Here is a 22,436-nt window from a genome sequence, read left to right as displayed (position 1 = left end):
TTAAGCCTCCCCAACCGTCAAGATGGTACCATCCATGTTGTACTCTGGAATAGGTAAATTAAGCGGTGCTGGAACGCCACTAAAGACGCGACCGGCTAAGTCATATTTAGACCCATGACACGGGCAGAAAAATCCACCAAACCAGTCATTACCACCCAAATCAGCTGCACCAACATCAGGACGATAGTTCGGTGCACAGCCTAGATGCGTACAAACGCCTTCGACGACCAACACAGTTGGTTCTAAAGAGCGAGTAGGATTGGTACAGTATTCAGGCTGTAACGATGCTGCAGACTCAGGATCAGACAATAATGGCTTGACTGACTCTAGTCCTGCAATCATTTCTTCGGTACGTTTAACCACATAGATAGGTTTACCACGGTATTTGACAACAATCATCTGTCCTGCTTCGATAGAACCAATGTCTTGGGTCACTGCAGCCCCTGCAGCCTCAGCTTTAGCGCTTGGATACCAAGAACGGACAAAAGGTGTTGCCACAGCAGCGACTCCAACTGCACCAATCGCGGCAGTTGAGGCAATAAGAACTCTACGGCGTTGTACATTAACGCCTTCGGCTTGGCTCATTAATACTTCCTCCAGGTGAATGAAATGGGATTATCCCACACTGGGTTTGTGACTTATAAAATATATAATATCAAGCCACTTTGGCTATGCCTAATTTTGCTAATTGTTGCTATTCTAAGCTATTTCGGTGATAAAATAAATTATTGCGTTAAAAATAAAGCAACCTTAATAGGATATATTATAAGGTTGAAAGCGATAACCTAAGTAAAGTAGATGGTTTATCACTATCTGGACTCTGTTTTCTAGCAAGGATTATAAATGCGGATGACCTTATAATTAATAAGGATATTTAGCAATAGCGAATGATACTTGAAATTAAGGTAACTTTCACTATCTAACTGCTTTGTAAGTCGCTATAAACGAATAATCACCACTTTGTACAATCAAGTGGTGATTATTTTTTAATATTTAACTGCTTACCACTATAAATGCTCATCAAATAAGCATTTATCAAAGAACCTAAAACGAATACTTAACCCTCTAGCGTACTCCAGCGTTCAAGTTTAGTCATCATCTCATCTTCGATAGTCAATAGACGCTCACTAGCAGCAGTCGCCGCATCAAAGTCGCTATTGAACCAAGAGCCATCTGCCAGTTTTTCTTGTAGATCATTTTGTTCAGCTTCTAATGCTGCGATTTCTTTTGGTAAATTGTCTAGTTCGCGTTGATCATTAAAGTTAAGCTTCTTGGCTGCTTTATTGGGTTTTGCGGCTGTTGGTTTACTGGCAGCTTTACCTGCTGTATTGATTACTGGTGCTCTAGCCGCCTTTGCTGCTTCTTCACGGTTTTTTTGTACCAAATACTCTTGATAGCCACCGACATACTCGCTGACAGTACCTTTGCCATCTTCGTCTTCGCCAAATACCCATGTTGAGGTAACGACGTTGTCCATGAATGAACGATCATGACTGATGAGCAAAATCGTACCACCAAAGCTGGCGACTGACTCTTCTAATAGCTCAAGTGTTGCCATATCCAAATCGTTGGTTGGCTCATCAAGTACTAGAATGTTGGCAGGCTTCAATAATTGCTTGGCAAGTAGGACGCGGTTACGCTCACCACCTGATAATGCCTTAACGGGCGTACGTGCACGCTCTGGGGCAAACAAGAAATCTTGCAAATAGCTCATGATGTGCGTCTTACGACCACCCACTTCTACAAAATCCGAGCCTTCTGAGACGTTTTGCGCCACACTTGCTTCAAGGTCTAACTGATCGCGTAACTGGTCGAAGAAAGCGATTTTTAGGTTAGTTCCCAATTCGACACTACCAGACTTGGTCACTTCGTCATCAGACATATCGAGTAGGGCTTTGATAAGGGTGGTTTTACCCGCACCGTTAGGTCCGACAATACCGATTTTATCGCCGCGCATAATAGTCGTCGTAAAGTTTTCAACCAATACATTGCCGTCATACTCAAGATGTAAGTTTTTAACTTTACAGACGAGCTTGCCGCTTTTTTCGCCTTGACCCATCGTGATGTTGACATTGCCGACTTGCTCACGGCGATCACCACGCTCTTCACGTAAGGCTTTTAGCTCACGGACACGGCCCTCATTACGGGTACGGCGGGCTTTAATACCTTGGCGAATCCAAACTTCTTCTTGCGCCAGTTTTTTATCAAAGTTGGCGTTATTCTTTTCTTCAGCCAGTAACTGTAGCTCTTTTAGCTCTTGATAGCGTGCGTAGCCACCTTCGCCTTGGGTGACGTCATAGCTGGTCAATTGGCCACGATCAAGCTCAATGATGCGAGTCGATAGTTTGTTAACGAATGCTCTATCATGGGTCACGAACAATAGTGTCAGACCTTGCCAGTCTAATAAAAAGCGTTCTAACCATTCAATACTATCAACATCCAAATGGTTGGTTGGTTCATCGAGAAGCAGTACATCAGGTTTGGTTACCAAAGAGCGTGCTAGTAGTACACGGCGCTTACGGCCACCTGATAATGAAGACAAATCATCGTCTGGGTTAAGCCCCATGGTTTTGATAAGGCGGGTAGCTTCGCGCTCTAGATCCCAGCCATGTACGGCATCGATATCATGTTGCAAATCAGCCATACGCTCGCAGGCATCCATATCGCCATTCGCACATAAGTCAGTTTGGGCGTTATAGTTGATAAGCAGATCGGCCGTGCGGCGGCTGCCACCCATGACTATATCCAAAATACGTCCGCTGGTTTCAGGAACGTCTTGTTCTAGCATCGCAACACGTACGCTACTATTGATAATAACTTCGCCGCTATCAGGTTGTAAGGTGCCGCTAATCAGCTTAAATAGAGTGGATTTGCCTTCGCCATTACGGCCAATTAGACAGACACGCTCGCCTGCTTCAATAGCAAAATCAATGCCATCAAGTACAGGAGCGACGCCAAATGCAAGGTGAATATCTTTTAAATGTATCAGTGCCATAGAATATCTTAAGCTTATATAATAGTGAGGTAGGGGTTGTTGCAGAATTGCTAGCAGTATAACATGCCACTACGTGACTGTAGTGCGTGTAAATGGTTTTATACACACTATTTATAGCTACCGTTTTAAAAGCCTTATTTTTTAATAGCGGTAATATATCGGTTACTCATTTACTTGTGTAACCAATACTACTAGCTTTATATTTACGATAACTCAGAGAAAGACATGAATCAATCTAACACTCAAGACAATGTTCAAAACGATGCTCAAATCGATGAATCAGCTATGCAGGTTGATTTACAAACGCAACAAGTCATTGACTTGCAAATGAGTATGGCGCATCTTGAGATGACAGTAGAGAGACTCGATGCGGTGATTGCACGTCAAGATAAAGATCTTCAGACATTACAGCGGCAGTTGCAGCTGATTTATAAGCAAGTGGATAGTCAAGATATAGAAACGGGCATTGCACCATTTGATGTGATGGCAGACAGACCGCCTCATTATTGATATATATAAATATTGAACCGTTAATAAAATTATATTCACGTATTTATATAAAGGCACTATATTATGACTATCTGGTCATAATGAAGAAATAATGTATTCTTCTAGTTGTTTTAATGTTCGAAAATCATTACTATTCTCCATCTCGGATACTGCTTACTTGTCAAAAATGGGTAAGGCAGTAAAACAATGCGGACGTTTGGAGACATATAATGCGCAACACCTTTCATTTAAAAACTCTTACAGTAGCTGTTGCTGCACTTTCTATTACTAGCATTGCTAGTGCTGCTGGTCTTGATCGCTCAGGTCAGGATGTCACCGCATTCCTACAAGACGGCACCTATGCCGAAGCCGTCTATACTTATATCGATGCTGATGTGACAGGCAATGATGTCTCAGGTAATAAAATTGGTGATATCGCAGAATCTTATGATTTCTTTCGTTATGGTGTAAAAGCAGACGTTAATGAGACTTTTAGTGTTGGTATCTTATATGACGAGCCTTTTGGTGCTGCGGCTGACTATAGTGGTGACAATAACTTCGTCGACCAAAATACCGCTTCACCTAGAAATGGTGAAGGTACAAATGTAGAAGTACGTACCGAAAGCATTACTGCTATTGTTGGTGCAAAATTCGGTGAAAAGAAGAACTTTCAAGTATATGGTGGTCCAGTCGCTCAACGTGTAGAAGCGGATGTAAAGCTGCGCGGTCCAGCTTATAGTGCTGCTAATGGCTATACTACTCATATTGGTACAGATCAAGAGTATGGCTATATTGCTGGTATTGCATACAGCAAGCCTGAAATTGCACTGAAAGCAGCGTTGACCTATCGCTCAGAAATCGAGCATACAGCTAATGCAGCTGAAAGTTATCCTGCAGTAGCAAGCTTCCCTGGATATGGTCCAAGATCAGGTGATATTGATATTACTACCCCTGAGTCAGTAAACTTTGATTTCCAGACTGGTATTAACCCTACGACTTTAGCCACAGCAAAAGTACGTTGGGTGCCATGGAGTGATTTTTCAATTGTACCGTCATTATATAATGACGTTAGCAAACTGAACCCTGCTTACCAACCAGATGGCTTGCCACTAGTAAGCTATGATGAAGATCAGTGGGTAGTTGAGCTAGGCCTTGCCAAACGTTTGGCGCCAGCTCTAGCAGTAAGTGGTACGGTAGGTTGGGATAGTGGTGCTGGTAACCCTGTGACCTCATTAGGGCCTACTGAAGGCTACTATAGCGCAGGATTGGGAGCTAAGTATAATGTCACTGAAAACTGGGCAATCTCAGCTGGTGGTAAATATTTATGGCTTGGTGATGCTGATGGTCAAGTGCCAACTGGTGACACTGTTGCTAACTTTGAAAACAATGACGGTTTTGTACTTGGCGTAAAAGTTTCTTACCAAGCGCTATAAGGCATACGTCCATCATATTTTTGAATGTATAGTTTAGCGGCGAAAAAAAACGACTCATAATGGGTCGTTTTTTTGTGCGTGCATTACCATCTTTGAAGAAAATAAGCATAGCTTACTAGGGGCTTGATTATGATCAAATTCTTATCTCGCTATTATAGCTAAGTAACTCTAACAGTGATTTAAATAATAATCATATCTTAAAAACATATACCAGTATTATATTTATATGGTATTTGTACTATCCAGTCATAATTGAGAAATAAAGCACTTTTATTGTTGTTTTAGTGTCAAAAAGGCATTAGTATTCAACTTAGGACACGACTTTGATAACTTCAATGTTAAGCGCAACAATGCTACACATTGATTGTTAAAGTAGTAATACAACAAGGACCGTTGGAGATACACAATGCGCAATCACTTTCATTTGAAAACCCTCGCAGTAGCGATTGCTACTCTTTCTATAGCCAGCGTCACCAATGCAGCTGGTCTCGATCGTTCAGGTCAAGATGTCACTGCCTTTTTCCAAGATGGCACCTATGCTGAAGCCGTTTATACCTACATCGATGCTGATGTGAGTGGTTACGATAGCTCAAACAATAATAACAGCACTAATGACTATACACGTGGTGATAAAACGGGCGATATTGCTGAAGCCTATGACTTTTTCCGCTATGGTGTAAAAGCCGATATCAATGATACTTTCAGTGTTGGTGTGTTATATGATGAGCCTTTTGGCGCGGCTGCTGAATACACTCAAAGTAATTTTGTTGCGAGTGAGAGCTTAGGTGGGTCTGTCGGTGAATTAGTAGCTGATGGCGTTGATGGGCAAACTGCAGGTGCGATAGCAACAGCTGAAGCCACTGGTGCAGGCGAAAACACTAACGTTGAAGTACGTAGCCAAAGCCTAACAGGCATGCTTGGTATGAAATTTGGTGCTAACAAAAACTTCCAAGTGTATGGTGGCCCAGTGGCACAGCGTATTCAAGCAGAAACCAAACTACGTGGACTGGCTTACGGCCCTGCCAGTGGTTACACCTCAACCAGTAATCCTGATATGGATTATGGTTACATAGCAGGTGTTGCTTATTACAAGCCTGAGATTGCTCTAAAAGCGGCGCTGACGTACCGTTCTGAGATTGAACACAATGTAGATATAGCTGAAAGCTATCCTCTCAGATCTATTATATCTGGAGGTGCACTTTCAGCCAATCAGAAGAGTAATTATGAAATCACTACGCCTAAATCAGTGAATTTTGATTTTCAAACCGGTATCAATCCTACGACACTAGCGACGGCAAAAGTACGTTGGGTACCGTGGAGCGATTTTGTCATCACACCACCGTTATATAACGAAGTCAGTAAAGCAAATTATGGTCCGGATGGTCTAAATTTAGTTGAGTATGATGATGATCAGTGGCAAGTAGAGCTTGGTCTGGCAAAGCGTGTAGCACCAGCACTTGCAATCAGTGGTACTGTTGGTTGGGATAGCGGTGCTGGTGATCCAACAACGTCACTAGGTCCTGTTGATGGCTACTATAGTGTTGGTCTTGGTGCTAAGTACAATTTCACTGAGAACTGGGCCGTATCAGCTGGTGGTAAATATCTGTGGTTCGGTGATGCTCAAGGCTCACTACCAACTGACAAAATTGTTGCCGACTTCCAAGACAACGATGGCTTCATCGCTGGTCTAAAAGTTTCCTATCAAGCAAAATAGTATTAACTGATAACTGTTGTGTAGTAAAAAAAACGACCATCTAAAGGTCGTTTTTTTATGGCGTGTTTTATATGGACTTTCTTATAAAGAATTTAATAACGAATAATAGGACATGCTGTTCAGTGAAAAAATGCTGATTGCTGCAATCGTTATAAGTAAATATAGGGCAGGTGATAAATTACTGTGGTTAAGTAGACTGAAGTTATAGAGGGGGTTTAAGGTAAGCTATCGAGTTTCAGCTTGTATGCTATGTGGGGTTATTTGAGAAGAGTCTCACTAAGATTAGATGCTATAGCAAGCTATTGATGGAGTCGTTATATAATAAACTTGAAGATCAGGTACCAGCTGCTTTTATCCTCTCACAAAGAAGACAGAGGTATTGGCACTATTTTTATAACAATTTGGCATTGCCAACACACGGTAGGTACTAAGCGACAAGCCCAAAGCGAGTTGATTTAAGTTCTAGTTACTTTTGTATTAATTGCAATCAATAAAAAAACCTCGCCAATGATGGCGAGGTTTTTTTATTGTAGTAAGCTAAAAGTGCTAAACAAAGTTACTTGTTTAGGTTCAGCTCCATCTCTTCGAACTTAGCAGATACTGAAGGTCTTGGACCACCAGTCATGATACTAACAGCAAAGATTGCTATCGTACTTAATACAAAGCCTGGAACGATAGCATATAACCAGCTATTCAATGCCATACCATTCATCTCGAATGGACCATATATCCATAGAATGACGGTCAAAGCACCAATGACCATACCGGCAACCGCACCATTGCGGTTCATACCACGCCATATCAAGCTAAATATAACCAATGGTCCAAATGCTGCACCAAATCCAGCCCATGCGTTAGATACAAGGCTTAGTACAGAGCTTTCAGGATTAGAGGCAAGTAAGATTGATACTAGAGCAACGGCGACTACAGAAATACGTCCAACCAATACTTGGCGAGCTTCTGGTGCATCTTGATCAAAGAACAATTTGTACACATCTTTGGTTAGTGAGCTTGATACCACCAATAGCTGTGAAGAAATCGTACTCATAATAGCGGCTAAAATAGCGGCTAATAGGAAACCTGATACCAGTGGATGGAATAAAAACTGAGTGAATACTAAAAAGATAGTTTCAGGATCGTCTAGTGTCATCGCAGTTTTTTGTACATAAGCGCGACCAGCAAAACCAGTCATCAATGAACCTACAAGACTAACTACCATCCAGCTCATACCGATATTACGCGCAGTAGGAACGTCTTTCACTGAGCGAATCGCCATAAAACGAACAATAATATGTGGCTGACCAAAATAGCCTAAGCCCCATGCCATCAGAGAAACGATACCAATAACCGTCATACCACTGGTAATGTCTAGCAAACTAGGGTCAATGTTTCTAACAGCTGTTGTGGTGGCAGAAATACCACCTAAGTCTGTGAAAGCAACAACCGGTACGATAACCATGGCAAAAAGCATGATAACGCCCTGCACAAAGTCAGTCATTGATACAGCTAAGAAACCACCAAACAAGGTGTATGCTACAACCACGCCTGCGGTGACCCATAGGCCTGTGCTGTAAGAAAGGTTGAGTGAGCTTTCGAATAGTTTACCACCACCTACTAAGCTGGCTGCGGTGTAAACAGTGAAGAACAAGATGATAACCACGGCTGAAATAACCCGTAGCATATGTGATTTATCTTCGAAGCGGTTGGCGAAATAATCAGGTAGGGTAATAGCATTATCAGCTACTTCGGTATAAACACGAAGACGCGGTGCCACGATGAGATAGTTCAAGAATGCGCCTAATGTCAAACCAAGGGCAATCCAAATACTAACCACACCATCGGCGAACATATAACCAGGTAGGCCAAGTAATAACCAACCTGACATATCTGATGCACCTGCCGAAAGTGCTGTTACTGCTGGACCTAAGTTACGACCCCCTAACATATAGCCTTCAGTATCATTGGCTTGCTTAAAATAAGCGTAAATGCCAATCCCAATCATCACTAAGAAATAGGCGCCGAGTGATATCAGCACGCCACTAGAAACTCCGTTCATATAAATGATCCTTAACCAACCATGTTGGCTGTAATTATTTTTAACTATAAATATTAAGTGTTACAAGACGATGTCCAAAACAATATCTAAAGACAAAAAAAGCCATTAAGTAGGACATAATGGCTTTTATTTAATATCTGTTGTTAGTTTTATATGATTGATGCTGTTTTAGGGCGAATACTAATTAAGCAGTCATTTGAGAGCAATAGAAATATTACGCTCTTTCTATCTGTCTTAATTGCTCGCATCTGCTCGTTATATATCAATATAAGCCGCCTGTATAACCAATCATTTAAAACCATCAAACCTACTACTAACCATCATATCTTACTAGAAGTCTTCAATATATGACTATCAGTGTTCATATGGTAAGTTTTTGTTATGTAGACAATGCCGAGTGTATTATAACGTATGACTGACGCAAATGCGAATAGCGTGCTTTTTTGACCCAATAAATTGACCCAATTGTAACTATAGAAATTTATCTTTAGAGAGCAGTTTTTATTCGATAGGAGCAAGCAAGTCTAGCAAAGCAGTAACACTACTAGATTGTGTTAGTTTTGGATTGATCACGACGCCTAAATGACGCTGTAGCTCAACGTTATCAGCCATATCGATACGTTCCAAATCTTGACTGATCATGGTCTGTGGCAACACTGACCAACCAAGCCCAACAGAAACCAACATGCGAATAGACTCAAGTGGATTAGTGCTCATCGTGGCATAAGGCTTGAGATTGTGCTTGGCGAATTCAGCCAAGGTAATCTGACTGGTAAAGGTATTGGCAGATGGCAAAATAGCAGGATAACGGGCCAATTGCTCTAAGGTAACATTCGACTTAGTCGCTAAAGGCGATAAAGTGCCTGTCATAAAGTAGAGAGGATCTGACCATAGCGTGTGATAGGTTAAGCGCTTATCATAAACAGGTGGCAGCGTGACGAATGCCAACGATAAATCACCATCTAACACGGCCTTGTGTGCTTTTTCTGAATCAACGAAATGTACTTCTAACTGTACGGCAGGATAAGCTTGAATAAAGTGTTTAAGCACAGGCGCTAGATGATGCAAGCCTATATGGTGACTGGTACCGATGACCAGTTTGCCAGATACAATATGTTGAGAGTGCTGTAGGTTGATTTTGAAATTTTCATAATCTTCTAACCAACGTTTGGCATGTGGTAGCATCTCATTGGCTGCTTGTGTCGGTACAATCCCGCGTCCTACTGTGTCAAACAACGTAATATTAAATTCATCTTCTAGATTTTTGATGCGTTTACTGACAGCAGGCTGAGTAATAAACAGCTTTTCTGCCGCGCCCGAAATACTGCCTGTGTGCATAACAGTGACGAAAGTCGTTAAGTTTGTGGTGTTCAAGCGGATGTCCTTAGCTACTTATCGAGCTATAAATAAAAGTTGGCTGGCCTAATCACAATGTATTAGAAATAAAAGTTTGCGTCTGGTCAAAAATCATCAATTATTATTATAGGATTAGCCTGCTATAATCACAAGACATCAGGACGTATTGTGACATATTTATTAGATTAACTTGATAAATGACGCTATAAAACTTGTTTTGAGCCTCAATTGCAGCAATAAATATTAAAAAATAGATAATTGTTATTTTGTATCTCTAGAGTAGAGATATCCTGATAGATCAATTTTGATGAAAATATTGATTGAAAAATGTCAGTTTTAAGCCAATAAGCATTGATAAGAAAATACCATCAAGCCGTTATATGTAAACATAAATTTTAAATAGAATCCTCGTTTATTATGGTGTAAGCCATCGAGTAATTAAGTAGCTAGCAACCAATAAAGGATAGCAACATGGCCAGTCAAACGTTATATGACAAACTTTGGAACGCTCACGAAGTCACTAAACGTGATGATGGTTCGAGCCTCATTTATATCGATCGTCATCTACTGCATGAAGTGACAAGTCCGCAAGCATTTGAAGGTTTAGAATTGGCCAACCGAGCGCCATGGCGTTTGTCCGCCAATATCGCAAGTCCCGATCACAACGTACCAACGGTGTCTAAAGAGCGCTTAGAAGGTGTGTCTGGTATCAAAGACAAAGTATCACGCTTGCAAGTGGTCACCTTGGATGATAACTGTGCCAAGTTTGATATCGCTGAATTTACGATCAACGATGCTCGTCAAGGAATTTTGCACGTTGTTGGTCCTGAGCAAGGCCTCGTATTACCAGGCATGACAGTCGTTTGTGGTGATTCACATACAGCGACCCATGGTGCACTTGGTTGCTTGGCACATGGTATCGGTACGTCTGAAGTTGAGCATGTATTGGCCACTCAATGCCTGATTCAAAAGAAATCAAAAAATATGCAAATTCGTGTGACTGGTCAGCTAGGTGCTGGCGTGACCTCGAAAGATGTTGTACTGGCCATCATCGCAAAAATTGGTACAGCGGGTGGCACAGGCTACGCGATTGAATTTGCCGGGCAAGTATTTGAAGAGATGAGTATGGAAGGTCGTATGACCGTCTGTAACATGGCCATTGAAGCGGGCGCGCGCGTCGGTATGGTTGCGGTCGATGACATCACTATCGATTATGTGAAAGGTCGTCCTTATGCGCCAACAGAATCGCAATGGCAACAAGCTGAAGGATACTGGCGCACATTGTATTCAGATGATGATGCAGTATTTGACAGCGTGGTCGAGATTGATGGTAGCCAAATAGCACCGCAAGTGTCTTGGGGTACGTCACCTGAAATGGTCGTTGACATCACTCAGTCAGTACCAACACCTGACCAAGCTGTGGATGAAGCACAAGAAGAGGGTTGGTTACGTGCCTATACCTATATGGGTCTAGAAGCGGGTCAAAAAATTACCGATATTCAACTAGATCGTATCTTTATTGGGTCGTGCACCAACTCACGTATCGAAGATTTGCGTGATGCAGCAGCGGTGATCAAGGGTCGTAAGGTGGCTAACAATATCAAAGAAGCTATTGTCGTTGCTGGTTCTGGTCAAGTGAAGTTGCAAGCAGAAGCAGAAGGTTTGAATACCTTGTTTACGGACGCTGGTTTTGAATGGCGCGAGCCGGGCTGCTCTATGTGCTTAGCTATGAATGCCGATAAGCTTGAGCCACAAGAGCATTGTGCCTCTACGTCTAACCGTAATTTTGAGGGTCGTCAAGGTAATGGCGGTCGTACGCATTTGGTTAGCCCAGCAATGGCAGCAGCAGCAGCATTGGCCGGTCACTTTGTAGATGTACGCACATTCTAAGACGGATACACATCAATAAAAACATCATTGATAGGAAATTTTATGCAAGCTTATAACACCCAAACAGGTATCGTTTGCCCTTTAGATCGCGCAAACGTCGATACCGATCAAATTATCGCAAAACAGTTTTTAAAATCTATTAAACGTACAGGGTTTGGCGTCAACTTGTTTGATGATTGGCGCTATCTCGACGAAGGCTATCCAGGTCAGGACAATAGCACACGCATTATCAACCCAGACTTTATTCTCAATCAGCCACGTTATCAGGGTGCTAATATCTTATTAGCACGCAGAAACTTTGGCTGTGGCTCTAGCCGTGAGCATGCACCGTGGGCACTTTCAGAATATGGCTTTCGTACGGTTATTGCACCAAGCTTTGCCGATATTTTTTATAACAACTGTTTTAAAAACGGCATGCTCCCAATTGTATTGGCGGAAGACATCGTCGATACGTTGATGAAAGCTACCGTTGCTAATGAAGGCTATGAGCTAACTGCTGATCTTGAGCGTCAGGTCGTTATTACACCAACAGGTGAAGAGTACGCTTTTGAAGTGGATGATTTCCGTAAGCATTGTTTGCTAAATGGTCTTGATGATATCGGTCTTACTTTGCAGCAAAGCGATGCTATCAAAGAGTACGAGCAACAAATGATGCAAAAAACGCCTTGGATCTTCAACGAAGTACGAGCCTAGGCAATTAATTGATAGCTATGGTGCATAAAACTGCTGAACAACAGCAATGTAGCGTTGAGTTATGGCGGCGAACTGGCTAAAATGAAGTATGGTTTTGTAAAGTATTTTATTATTTCACTTATGAATAGTAGCCGTCATTATGAATAAAAAACGTTATGTTTTATGGACAAGTACAATTGTTGCTGCCAGCTTGTGGTTGTCAGGCTGTCAGCTCATGAATGGCTACCAGAAAATAGATGAGGCAGAAAGCGCAAAAGCGTGGGCAGGTAAGATTCAACCTGTCGCTGGTGAAGTAAATATTGCTTGTATAGGCACTTATCATTGTGAAATTGCGAGAATAGATAAAGTGCCAGTGATAGCTACGGATACCCATGAGCCTATAAACTCTACGATGGTCGTTGCGATGACAGCAGACAGTAGCAATAACCGTTCGAAAGTCACCATGAAAATGGATATGACACCGATTGCTCATACAAATGAGATAAAAATTGTACCTTTATCGGCTTCAGGCATCGCCGGTCTAACCAATTACTATGCACGGGTAAAGCCAGCCAAACGAGAAGTACAAGTGAATTTTTATCCAGAAAACAACTTGGGCTATGTTGAGCGTTTTGCGATGATTCATGATTTTGTCGAGGCGGATACTTATCAGCTTCGAGCTTATCAAAAGAAATCTAGTGATAACTCAGGTAGTTTATTAGACACCGCCTCACCAGAGCCTTTGTGTGTCGATCTATATCAAGGAAACAGTGTACAGCGCCGTTTCTGCAAAGAACTGGGTGCTGAGCATCAAGGCGAGTTTGTAGAAACGCGTCTCACCAAGACTATGCCTACACCATCAAAAACAAAAGCTTAATAACCAGTGTGCTAGTCTCAGATTGATACAGAATTTAGTAGTCCTTTAAATGGGATAAATTTCTTTTTCTCGTGTAGCTCATTACACGAGTAATTATCTTTTAAAAGTTATCATGTGCTTATAGCAGTATTATAAATAAAACTTACTTACCCAAGGATCAGTATGGCAACGATTTTAACATTAGCAGGCGATGGTATTGGCCCTGAAATCATGACTCAAGCCATTGATGTGCTTAATGCTGTGAACGATAATTTTACATTGGGTTTGACACTTGAGTCTGGATTGATTGGTGGCGTTGCTATTGACGCAACTGGCGAGCCTTTACCTGATGAGACTTTGGCGCGCGCACGTGCTGCAGATGCAGTATTGCTAGGCGCTGTTGGCGGCCCTAAGTGGGATGGCATTGAGCGTAGCAAACGTCCTGAACGTGGTCTACTAAAGATTCGTGGTGAGCTTGGTTTGTTCGCTAATCTACGTGTGGCAAAACTTTATCCGCAGCTTGCTAATGCCTCTAGTATCAAGCCTGAAATCATCTCAGGTTTAGACTTGCTTATCGTTCGTGAGCTGACAGGTGGTATCTATTTTGGTGAGCCGCGTGGTATTCGCACATTAGAGAATGGCGAGCAGCAAGGCTATAACACCATGGTGTATAGTACGAGCGAGATTCAACGTATCGGTAAAATTGCTTTTGAATTGGCAAAAACACGTGCGCAAGCAGCAGGTACAGCGCCTAAAGTTTGCTCAGTGGACAAAGCAAACGTATTAGAAGTGACAGAGCTGTGGAAGCAGACGATGACCCAGATGCAACAAGCGGACTATAGCGATGTGGCGTTATCGCACATGTATGCGGACAATGCTTGTATGCAGCTGATCAAAGATCCTAAGCAGTTCGATGTGATGGTAACGGGCAATATGTTCGGTGATATATTGTCTGACGAAGCGGCGATGCTAACCGGCTCTATCGGTATGTTGCCATCAGCCAGTCTAGATGTGGCAGGTAAAGGGATGTATGAGCCGTGCCATGGTTCAGCACCTGATATCGCAGGACAAAATAAAGCCAATCCATTGGCGACCATCTTATCTGTTGCGATGATGCTGCGTTATACCTTTAAGCAAGAAGAGGCTGCTAAAGCCATTGAGCAAGCAGTCAGTGATGTGCTTGATGATGGTCTACGTACGCTTGATATTTTAGATAGTACTGAAGCTGGACTTAAGCAAGTAGGCTGTATAGAAATGGGTCAAGCAGTATTGGCTAAACTGGTTTAATTAGCATCTTTTAATATAGCTTGAAATTTTCTCCGTCTTATTTGTAGACTGAGTTATTTTAATCTTCATAAATTCTTGTAGTTGCAAACCCATAATTTGCTAAGCAGATTATGGGTTTTTTCGTGCTTATCTGAGTGTTTTATTATCCGTAACATACTCACCCACCTCGTTGTAAAAAAGCACTTGTTTTAACACAGCTACTATCGTGTAAGGCGCTCATTAACACAAAGTTGTTATATGCTCACAGAGGAATATGGCAATATTGATTAATAATAAATGGATAGATGTATTTATCATTTTATAAGGAAGTTAATAGAAAAAGCTTTATAACCATTAAAAGTTTGAACGTCTAAAAATAAGAGTTTATGCATAATAAAAACTGAAAAAAAACAAAAAAAATTATCAAAAATTAGGAGTATCACATGTATCAATTAAAAAAATTAAGCACAGCGATAGCAATGATTGGATTCTCTACAGTCGTCTTTATGGGGCAAAGTATTGCAGCAGAACCAACTAATAGCATGATTGTAGATAATAGCGCTACAGCTCCGACAGAAGTGAGTCCAGTGACGAATGGGATAAGCCAAAAATTAACAGGGGATAGTAAAGCTGCAACATCATTAAATAAGCTATTGCCTACCATAAAATACACAACTGAAAACCTATCAGACACGGCAAAAGAAGTGAACAATATCAATTGGACTACGGATGCTGATATAGATCGTAATATGGGAACGAAACTGCAAGCCTTATTGAACTGGCATCATAATGGGGTAGGGCCTGTCGATGGATATTGGGGAAAAAATACCCGCAAAGCCATGCAAGCATTTCAAAATGCGAATGGTCTGACTGTAACTGACACGTTGAACAATGAAACGTGGCAAGCACTGATTAAAAATGAAAAGCTTATCGTTCAACCAGTGTTAGTTAGTTATCAGCTAACTGATGCAGATGTAAACGTCAAAACTACGAGTATACCTGCTGATTCTGTGGCCAAATCCAAGCTCGAAGGAATGTATTATGAAAGCCTCACTGAGGCGCTCGCAGAAAAATTTCATATTAGTGAGAAATATCTAAAATCTCTTAATCCTAATGCCAGCTTTACTGCTGGTGAAATTATTACGGTATATAACCCTGGCAACCCTAACACCAAGCCTGTCAGCCGAGTAGTCGCTGACAAGGATACTGAGACACTTTATGCTTATGACGAAAACAATAAGTTAGTTGCTAGTTATCCAACAACAGTGGGTAGTACAGCGACACCATCGCCGACAGGCACGCATACCGTAAAGGTGAAAGTAAACGAGCCTAATTATACCTATACAGGCAATGACGGTCGCAAGTCCATTATTCCGCCAGGCCCTAACAATCCAGTTGGTTCGGTATGGATTGGACTGAGTAAACCAACTTATGGCATTCATGGTTCACCAGATCCTGCTCGTATCAGTCGTCAGGCATCAGCTGGTTGTGTGCGTCTGACCAACTGGGATGCACTTAGTCTTTTAGGTGTGATTAAAAACGGTGCAACCGTAGAATTTAGCTAAACATAAATAAGCTAAATCATAAAAAACAGACAAAAAAATACCGCTGATATTGAGCGGTATTTTTTATGGTAAAAACGGAATTCAAATAACTAAAATATTGATAGGAAATAATGAGTAGCTTAGCATTTTCATTATTATTATCAGTCAAACCACTCAAACATTTATACCAGTGATAAAAGTGTCATTCGACAACTGGCTGTGTTTATATAAATGCTTTTATAACCATTTTAGTCAATAAAAAATTAGTTCTTACCACGATAAGTAATGCGACCTTTAGACAGGTCATAAGGCGTCATTTCGACCTTAACTTTATCACCAGTCAAGATGCGGATATAATGCTTACGCATTTTACCAGAGATGTGCGCAATGATTTCATGTCCGTTTTCTAAACGAACTTTAAATAAAGTATTAGGAAGGGTATCAATGACTTCGCCTTCAAATTCGATAATATCGTCTTTTGCCATAATTTGTATCAATCAATTAAAAATAAGCCCATATTATACGTAAGTTAGCAGGTTAAAGCAATACGGAACCGGGTTTTGGCTTGACAGTCTGTAAGTGATATGTATGCCAATTCATATCAATTTAGTCAGGTAGGTTTAGCCAAATAGGGGTCAAAGGTGCCTGTGGTAATATCTGCTGAAAACGTTCAGGGTAATAAGCATTAATGAAGTATAAACCATCACCAGAGGCGGTCGGTGGTGCAATCGTACGGTCTTTTTTGTGCAAAATATTCATAAAATCTTCTGGCACTAACTCATGTCTACCGATGGCATATAAAGTACCCATTAAGTTACGAACCATATGATGTAAGAATCCATCCGCTTGAATATCAAACACAATAAACTGACCGTGTTTGAAAAGTCTAGCGTGGCTGATGGTACGCACTGGCTGATTGGATTGACAAGCTGCGGCGCGGTAGCTACTAAAATCATGAGTGCCAACGATATCAGATGCTGCCAATTGCATTGCTGCTAAGTCGAGCGGCTCATAAATATGCGTGACTTGATGATTGAGTATCGCGGGGCGCTGTGGTTGGTTGAGGGTAATATACCGGTAACGACGGGCAATGGCGCCAAAGCGCGCATGGAAGTCAGCAGGCATCGGTTGAATCCAGCGTAGAGCAATGTCATCAGGTAGCAAGCTGTTTACGCCGCGCAACCAATTATGGGGAGGGCGATAAGCGTGAGTCGTAAAGTGAGCAATCATATTACTGGCATGAACGCTTGCATCAGTACGGCCAGCTGCGATGACTTCTACTGATTCGTTGGCAACTTTGCTAATAGCCGTTTCGAGTGCTTCTTGTACACCCATCACTTCTCGTTGTCGCTGCCAGCCATGATAATGTGTGCCCAAAAATTCAATAGCAATCGCTAAGGTATAAATTGGCGAACGTTCAGACTCGATAATTTCAGTTTCAGACATGGTGATTTTTAAACTTATAAAGTTAAGGGGATTAAGAGTAGTTTATCGTTTTTTTATGCTGGTGCCAGTCTGACTGACATTATTCAACCAACGCTGTTTGCGTCTTGCCGGAGTGTCGTAACGCAATAACAGCCATAATAATCGCGCATAAATTGCCGGAATCGTTAGACGTCCACCTGCAATGACATGATGGTCATATTGCCAACTACCCGCCGCGTAGCTATCGCTAACACCGCCAAATGGGCACTGACTAGCACATATTACGATGTGCCCTTTTTTATGAAGCAGCTCTAATGTTTCTGCTAGTGCTGCGGAATAAGGAACATTACCAGCCCCAAATCCCAGTAGAATAATGCCAGAGGGTGGGTGTGATAAGAGCGCTTGTAGCTGAGTATTGATGACGTTGGTATCATTAGGTAAGCAATATAGTGCATGGACACGGCTGGATTCAGCACGCGCTTGAATGCTAGCAAGTAGTGATTGTTGATCATCAAGCCAATGCTGGCGTCGGGTAGCTGGTAGGTTTTTAATGTAGCTATTTGCAGGATAGGCTGCTCGAGAATGGCCAGTAAATGCCATCAAATCATGACTATGAATCTTTTGTACCGTTTGTGCAGGCCAAGATTCACCACCAAAACTGATTTTGACACCTGACTCACCTGCCGCTGCCAGTTTCAACGAATGATTGAGGTTGTCCCAAGCATCACTGTGAGTGTCGATAGTGTAGGACTGTAGTACTTCACTGTCTAACAATGGGCGCATACTACCAGTGACGATGACACAAATATCGCTACCTGCAAAGGCTTCTGCCAAAAATGCTCCTAAGTAGCTCAAGGTGTCCGTACCAGTAATTAACACAAAGCGTCTATCACCTTGAGCATAAGCAGTCAGTAACAGCTGATAAAAATGGACAAAGTCACTTGGGGTAAGTTGGCTGCTGTCTTTAATCAATGCATTATCTAGCCAAGAGATACTTGGGTGCTTGGTTGCACTATCCTGATTAAGCATCAGTGTCTGCAATGTTGGCAAAAACACATCTGCGGCTAAGGGTGCTAATGGTCTTCCGTAGCTTCCAAAAGTACCACCAGCATAAATCAGTTGAATAGGGTTTGATATGGTCGTTGTCATAGCAGAAGATGGCATAGTATTGGTGTAATAATTAAGTATGAAAGAAAAGGATGTCTAGAATGTACTCAATAAGCTCTATTAATAATAGATAGTATAAAGGTTAAATGCAAAAAAAATCAGCAAGTATTCTATGGTAGTAGAATACTTGCTGATGAGAAAACTGGTTGTTTACTAGGCAGTGCGCTCAAGTAGTGTTTGCGCTTGGCTTTGCTGTTCACTATCGCCATGAGCAATCACTTCATTGAGTAAGCGTTTGGCGCTGTCATACTCACCCAGTTGCAGATATTGGCCAGCCAAGTCTAGAGTCACTTGGTTGCTATCTAATGATTTTACAAAATCAAAATCTGCTGCAAAACGAGATGAGAAGTCCTCTGCAGTTTCAGGAGTTTCGACCACTTCGTCAGTTGCAATATCAGTCTCGATATCGACTGGGCTAGCTGCAGTCAAAGGCTCTACAGCAAACTCATCACTTACTAGGCTGTTGTCATCGAACAGTGGCGTGTCAGTCGGTATAGCAGCAAACCCATTAGCAAGTGTTTCTGGTAAGTTGCTATCGTTGAGCATTGGCTCTTCAACATCAATTTTTTCAAGATCTTCTATTTCAAGATCTTCTATTTCAAAATCGCTGTCCTCAAAACTTTGTTCTTCGAAACTACTGTCTTGAAGAACAAAGTTATCACTATTTTCTGCAAAGGTAGTTTCTTCGATTTCCAACGACGTTTCTTTGCTACTTGGCGTATCAATGTTGTCTGAAGGTAATACAAAGTCTTCTGCTGCATCACTTTCGAACGCATCGATAGCCAACTCTTCAACAATGGTTTCTTCAGTGTCTAGATCAACATCAGTCGCTAAATCATCAAAATCTAAGACGAAATCTTCACTGTCTAGCGTCATATCTTCGGTAGCATGATCAGATGAAGCTGCGTCTATAGAAGGCTCTGTTGGCGCACTCGTTTCTTCAGGTGAATCAAAGCTAAAGTCGAAATCAATAAGCTCGTCATCTTCGGTAGGAGTATCAACAGTAGATACATTGATACTTTCATCTTCTGTCACATCTAATGTGACAGGCGCTGTATTGGTTGCAGCAGGTTCGTTGAAACCGCTCTCTAAATCGTTCAGTGTAAGATCAAAGCTATCGTTTACTTTGTCGTCCGGAGCGGTTGCCTTTGGAGAATCATTTGAAGATATCGCACTAACGATAGGCTCGCTACTTAGAGTACCGTTATTACTATCGACTTGGCTAGTTGGTAAGTCGAAATCTATGCTTTCAAAACCGTTATTATCTTCTACTGGTGCCTCTTTTGCCGCGACTTGATTCTGCTCTTCAGAAAATAAAGCTTTTAACTCGTCGGCTAGAGCGACACTCTTTGGATCGCTTTGCGTTTTGATGGCATCATAAACTTTATTGAAGTTTTCTGGCTGATTGATGGTCGCATATATGCTAAGCAGCTTGAGAGATAGCTCACCATCATTTGGTTGCTCTCTTAGGCCACGATTGAGTGTTTCAATCGCTTTGTCATAGCGTTGTTGATCCATAAAGCGTTGGGCAATCATAATATGATTGAATTTATCTTCAGCTTTAGTGCTTTGGGTAGGAGAACCATGGTCCGGAGTTGTCGTAGCAGCGTTTTGCTCCGACTTTGCAAATGGTTGTGGTGAGGATTTTTGCGCTTTGTTTTTGCGCAGTACTAAACCAACTATTAGTAGAATAAGTACCAATCCAGCGATGATATATAGCATGTTGTCCATAGTTACTCCCACGCCTATGATCACGGCGCATTGCATTGATTAGTCAGGCAATTATTGATTGCGTAGTTTTTTGAGACGAGCTTGTAGCTCAGCCAGTTTTTGGTTCTGTAGTTGAATTTTTTTAGTATAGCTATCAAGGACACTACTGGTTTTTGATAAGCGCTGAGCTTGTAAGGCCGCGTTTTCTCTTGATGCCTTGAGTGTTGCCAATACGTCTGTACTAAGACCATTACCTGTTGCCGAAGCAGATTTCGCTTGAGTACCATCTGCACTGCCATTGTGACCAGGAGCTAGCACAGAAAACTGTGCTTTTGGTAATGTTTGTGTCTTCGTAATCATTGGTTTTTTACGTTGTTTCGTTGCTTGAGGTTTCTCAGCAGTTTTTTTAGCTGGTGTCTTAGCAGTTTTTTTTACCACTGGTGTGTTTGCTCTGCGGTTATATTGTCTTTGTGCACTAATAGCCGCTTCTAATTTCTGTTGTGATGGCACGACATCATAGCTAGGTAAGCTAAGCTTGGCATCTGCTTTTAATTGATCGGCATCTTTGTTAATAAAAGCATCAGGGTTTTGTGATTGAATCTGTTTCATCACGGTTTGCACATCGAGATCATTTTCTTGTGCTATCTGCTGAGCAATGACCCATAAGCTATCGTTGCGCTGTACCTGATACTGGGCAGCCGCAGTACTGATTGCCGTATTGTTGTCAGAGGCACTGTTGGCAACATTGGTGTTAGGAGATGCAGGTGCAACAATGTTAGCAGGTATATTATTCGTCGGAGTAGCGGTAGCGATGCTATTGCTAGTGTCGAGATCGGGCGTTGATATGTTTGCTTTATTATCGTTTGGTGCGGGCATCATAGGCACAGCAGTCATTATGCCATTATCTGACTTGCTACTTGGCTGTATTTGGCGGGTGATTTGTATATTTAAAATATCGAATTTTTTGTCAGTGAGCGCTGTAATCGATGTATTTTTATTTTCATTAAGGTCGGTATTATTGGTGCCGATTGTCGTAACATTATTATCTGTACTCAAACGACCATTGTCTAAACGGCTCGCTGAATTCGGTTTATTGTCATTAGTATTGGTATTATTTGTCTCAATGCTATTGCTCAGGCGACCATTATCCAAACGACTCGGTGCATAAGCAAGATTGGTGCCTTGCGCCGCATTACCCACGGTAGGTAACTGCATGCTCGGCGCTGGCAATTTAGAGGCAACTAACTCGCTCGTCGATACATTAGGCGCTGATATAAACGGTGGTGGCGCACCTTTTCTGACGGTTAATGGCTCGGCAATACTTGCGGATACACTTGGTAAACTGGGTTTTTTTGCGCCAGTAACGGTATTCTTAGTTGCTTCAACAGGCACATTATCATTAAGCGGCATCAACAATGTCTTAGGAATAACATTGTGTTGACCTTTATCATTTAGAGTCAGAACCACATCGGCAAAAGGCTTAGATACTGGCTGCGAAGTCGTTATAAATACCTGACCACTGGTCGCTGAAGTAGGCTGAAAGCGTACACTCATTGAGTCAGTCTGGGTCAACCCCATCTGTTGATAAATAGTAGAGTTTGCCAAGCTTGCTGAAAAATCAGACGCTCTAATATCTGAAACAGCAATGCTCGCTACCAGAGGCTCATGCTGAGCAGAAGTAACGACAGTCTTTCCTATCGTTGCCGCTTGTGCACTCGACACTAAGGCGGCATAACCTACAGAATAAAGTAGTGCCACCGATACCGCGCGATGTATATTAGTCAAACGATGAGATAAATGACCAGACATGTGCCGCCCTTTAGAATATAAGTTATCTTTGCTGTTATAACAAAATACCGCTTA

Annotated in this window: 17 protein-coding genes; 8 read left to right on the top strand and 9 right to left on the bottom strand. The window is 41.8% G+C overall.

Annotated elements, in window-relative coordinates:
• Positions 1-585 carry a ubiquinol-cytochrome c reductase iron-sulfur subunit gene (gene petA, locus I6E84_RS04260; protein ID WP_110922523.1) on the bottom strand — a complete coding sequence of 195 codons (585 nt, stop codon included), beginning with the start codon at positions 583-585 and terminating at the stop codon, positions 1-3.
• Positions 586-1,057: 472 nt separating this feature from the next.
• Positions 1,058-2,995: an ATP-binding cassette domain-containing protein gene (locus tag I6E84_RS04255; RefSeq protein ID WP_197216367.1), complete on the bottom strand. Its 1,938-nt coding sequence runs from the start codon at positions 2,993-2,995 to the stop codon at positions 1,058-1,060.
• A gap of 285 nt (positions 2,996-3,280) precedes the next feature.
• Here I6E84_RS04255 and I6E84_RS04250 point away from each other — a divergent pair, with 285 nt between their 5' ends.
• The 3 genes from I6E84_RS04250 to I6E84_RS04240 all read left to right on the top strand — a co-directional run bounded on the left by I6E84_RS04250 (position 3,281) and on the right by I6E84_RS04240 (position 6,631).
• A complete protein-coding gene (locus I6E84_RS04250; RefSeq protein WP_413786936.1) occupies positions 3,281-3,505 on the top strand; it encodes a SlyX family protein in 225 nt (74 codons plus the stop codon).
• A gap of 209 nt (positions 3,506-3,714) precedes the next feature.
• On the top strand, positions 3,715-4,917 hold the full coding sequence (locus I6E84_RS04245) for an OmpP1/FadL family transporter (protein ID WP_197216363.1): 1,203 nt from the start codon (positions 3,715-3,717) through the stop codon (positions 4,915-4,917).
• A gap of 406 nt (positions 4,918-5,323) precedes the next feature.
• On the top strand, positions 5,324-6,631 hold the full coding sequence (locus I6E84_RS04240; RefSeq protein ID WP_197216361.1) for an OmpP1/FadL family transporter: 1,308 nt from the start codon (positions 5,324-5,326) through the stop codon (positions 6,629-6,631).
• Between the two features lie 556 nt (positions 6,632-7,187).
• Here I6E84_RS04240 and putP read toward each other — a convergent pair.
• Positions 7,188-8,687 (bottom strand): sodium/proline symporter PutP, encoded by a 1,500-nt coding sequence (gene putP, locus I6E84_RS04235; protein WP_110922528.1) that lies wholly within the window; start codon positions 8,685-8,687, stop codon positions 7,188-7,190.
• Between the two features lie 501 nt (positions 8,688-9,188).
• Positions 9,189-10,061, bottom strand: coding sequence for a LysR family transcriptional regulator (locus I6E84_RS04230; RefSeq protein WP_110922529.1), 873 nt, complete (start codon positions 10,059-10,061; stop codon positions 9,189-9,191).
• A gap of 453 nt (positions 10,062-10,514) precedes the next feature.
• On the opposite strand from I6E84_RS04230, the gene leuC reads away from it, so the two are divergent.
• The 5 genes from leuC to I6E84_RS04205 all read left to right on the top strand — a co-directional run bounded on the left by leuC (position 10,515) and on the right by I6E84_RS04205 (position 16,292).
• Positions 10,515-11,933, top strand: coding sequence for a 3-isopropylmalate dehydratase large subunit (gene leuC, locus I6E84_RS04225; RefSeq protein WP_197216359.1), 1,419 nt, complete (start codon positions 10,515-10,517; stop codon positions 11,931-11,933).
• A gap of 42 nt (positions 11,934-11,975) precedes the next feature.
• A complete protein-coding gene (gene leuD / locus I6E84_RS04220; RefSeq protein WP_197216357.1) occupies positions 11,976-12,626 on the top strand; it encodes a 3-isopropylmalate dehydratase small subunit in 651 nt (216 codons plus the stop codon).
• Between the two features lie 139 nt (positions 12,627-12,765).
• Entirely contained in the window at positions 12,766-13,482 is a 717-nt protein-coding gene (locus tag I6E84_RS04215) for a hypothetical protein (RefSeq protein ID WP_197216355.1), read from the top strand.
• 162 nt (positions 13,483-13,644) lie between these two features.
• Positions 13,645-14,748 (top strand): 3-isopropylmalate dehydrogenase, encoded by a 1,104-nt coding sequence (gene leuB / locus I6E84_RS04210; RefSeq protein WP_197216353.1) that lies wholly within the window; start codon positions 13,645-13,647, stop codon positions 14,746-14,748.
• Positions 14,749-15,170: 422 nt separating this feature from the next.
• A complete protein-coding gene (locus I6E84_RS04205; RefSeq protein WP_197216351.1) occupies positions 15,171-16,292 on the top strand; it encodes a L,D-transpeptidase family protein in 1,122 nt (373 codons plus the stop codon).
• Positions 16,293-16,534: 242 nt separating this feature from the next.
• Here I6E84_RS04205 and infA read toward each other — a convergent pair whose 3' ends face one another.
• The 5 genes from infA to I6E84_RS04180 all read right to left on the bottom strand — a co-directional run bounded on the left by infA (position 16,535) and on the right by I6E84_RS04180 (position 22,382).
• Positions 16,535-16,756, bottom strand: coding sequence for a translation initiation factor IF-1 (gene infA, locus I6E84_RS04200; RefSeq protein WP_021814850.1), 222 nt, complete (start codon positions 16,754-16,756; stop codon positions 16,535-16,537).
• A 121-nt stretch (positions 16,757-16,877) separates the two neighbouring features.
• Positions 16,878-17,717: a tRNA pseudouridine(38-40) synthase TruA gene (gene truA, locus I6E84_RS04195; protein ID WP_197216349.1), complete on the bottom strand. Its 840-nt coding sequence runs from the start codon at positions 17,715-17,717 to the stop codon at positions 16,878-16,880.
• Between the two features lie 42 nt (positions 17,718-17,759).
• Positions 17,760-18,845, bottom strand: coding sequence for an asparaginase (locus I6E84_RS04190; RefSeq protein ID WP_197216347.1), 1,086 nt, complete (start codon positions 18,843-18,845; stop codon positions 17,760-17,762).
• Between the two features lie 171 nt (positions 18,846-19,016).
• Positions 19,017-20,594, bottom strand: a complete 1,578-nt coding sequence (locus I6E84_RS04185) for a FimV/HubP family polar landmark protein (RefSeq protein WP_197216345.1) — start codon at positions 20,592-20,594, stop codon at positions 19,017-19,019.
• Positions 20,595-20,645: 51 nt separating this feature from the next.
• Positions 20,646-22,382, bottom strand: coding sequence for a peptigoglycan-binding protein LysM (locus tag I6E84_RS04180; protein ID WP_197216343.1), 1,737 nt, complete (start codon positions 22,380-22,382; stop codon positions 20,646-20,648).
• Between the last annotated feature and the right edge of the window lie 54 nt (positions 22,383-22,436).

The sequence above is a fragment of the Psychrobacter sp. SCQQ22 genome, from assembly GCF_015864605.1.
GTDB classification, from domain to species: domain Bacteria; phylum Pseudomonadota; class Gammaproteobacteria; order Pseudomonadales; family Moraxellaceae; genus Psychrobacter; species Psychrobacter fozii.
This window is presented reverse-complemented; position numbering and strand designations above follow the sequence as displayed.

Excerpts from the sequence above, each read along its gene's own strand:
- petA (WP_110922523.1), bottom strand. The coding sequence starts at position 585 with ATGAGCCAAGCCGAAGGCGTTAATGTACAACGCCGTAGAGTTCTTATT.
- leuB (WP_197216353.1), top strand. The coding sequence starts at position 13,645 with ATGGCAACGATTTTAACATTAGCAGGCGATGGTATTGGCCCTGAAATC.
- I6E84_RS04215 (WP_197216355.1), top strand. The coding sequence starts at position 12,766 with ATGAATAAAAAACGTTATGTTTTATGGACAAGTACAATTGTTGCTGCC.
- infA (WP_021814850.1), bottom strand. The coding sequence starts at position 16,756 with ATGGCAAAAGACGATATTATCGAATTTGAAGGCGAAGTCATTGATACC.
- I6E84_RS04190 (WP_197216347.1), bottom strand. The coding sequence starts at position 18,845 with ATGACAACGACCATATCAAACCCTATTCAACTGATTTATGCTGGTGGT.
- leuC (WP_197216359.1), top strand. The coding sequence starts at position 10,515 with ATGGCCAGTCAAACGTTATATGACAAACTTTGGAACGCTCACGAAGTC.
- truA (WP_197216349.1), bottom strand. The coding sequence starts at position 17,717 with ATGTCTGAAACTGAAATTATCGAGTCTGAACGTTCGCCAATTTATACC.
- I6E84_RS04245 (WP_197216363.1), top strand. The coding sequence starts at position 3,715 with ATGCGCAACACCTTTCATTTAAAAACTCTTACAGTAGCTGTTGCTGCA.
- I6E84_RS04250 (WP_413786936.1), top strand. The coding sequence starts at position 3,281 with ATGCAGGTTGATTTACAAACGCAACAAGTCATTGACTTGCAAATGAGT.
- I6E84_RS04205 (WP_197216351.1), top strand. The coding sequence starts at position 15,171 with ATGTATCAATTAAAAAAATTAAGCACAGCGATAGCAATGATTGGATTC.
- I6E84_RS04255 (WP_197216367.1), bottom strand. The coding sequence starts at position 2,995 with ATGGCACTGATACATTTAAAAGATATTCACCTTGCATTTGGCGTCGCT.
- leuD (WP_197216357.1), top strand. The coding sequence starts at position 11,976 with ATGCAAGCTTATAACACCCAAACAGGTATCGTTTGCCCTTTAGATCGC.
- putP (WP_110922528.1), bottom strand. The coding sequence starts at position 8,687 with ATGAACGGAGTTTCTAGTGGCGTGCTGATATCACTCGGCGCCTATTTC.
- I6E84_RS04180 (WP_197216343.1), bottom strand. The coding sequence starts at position 22,382 with ATGTCTGGTCATTTATCTCATCGTTTGACTAATATACATCGCGCGGTA.
- I6E84_RS04240 (WP_197216361.1), top strand. The coding sequence starts at position 5,324 with ATGCGCAATCACTTTCATTTGAAAACCCTCGCAGTAGCGATTGCTACT.
- I6E84_RS04185 (WP_197216345.1), bottom strand. The coding sequence starts at position 20,594 with ATGGACAACATGCTATATATCATCGCTGGATTGGTACTTATTCTACTA.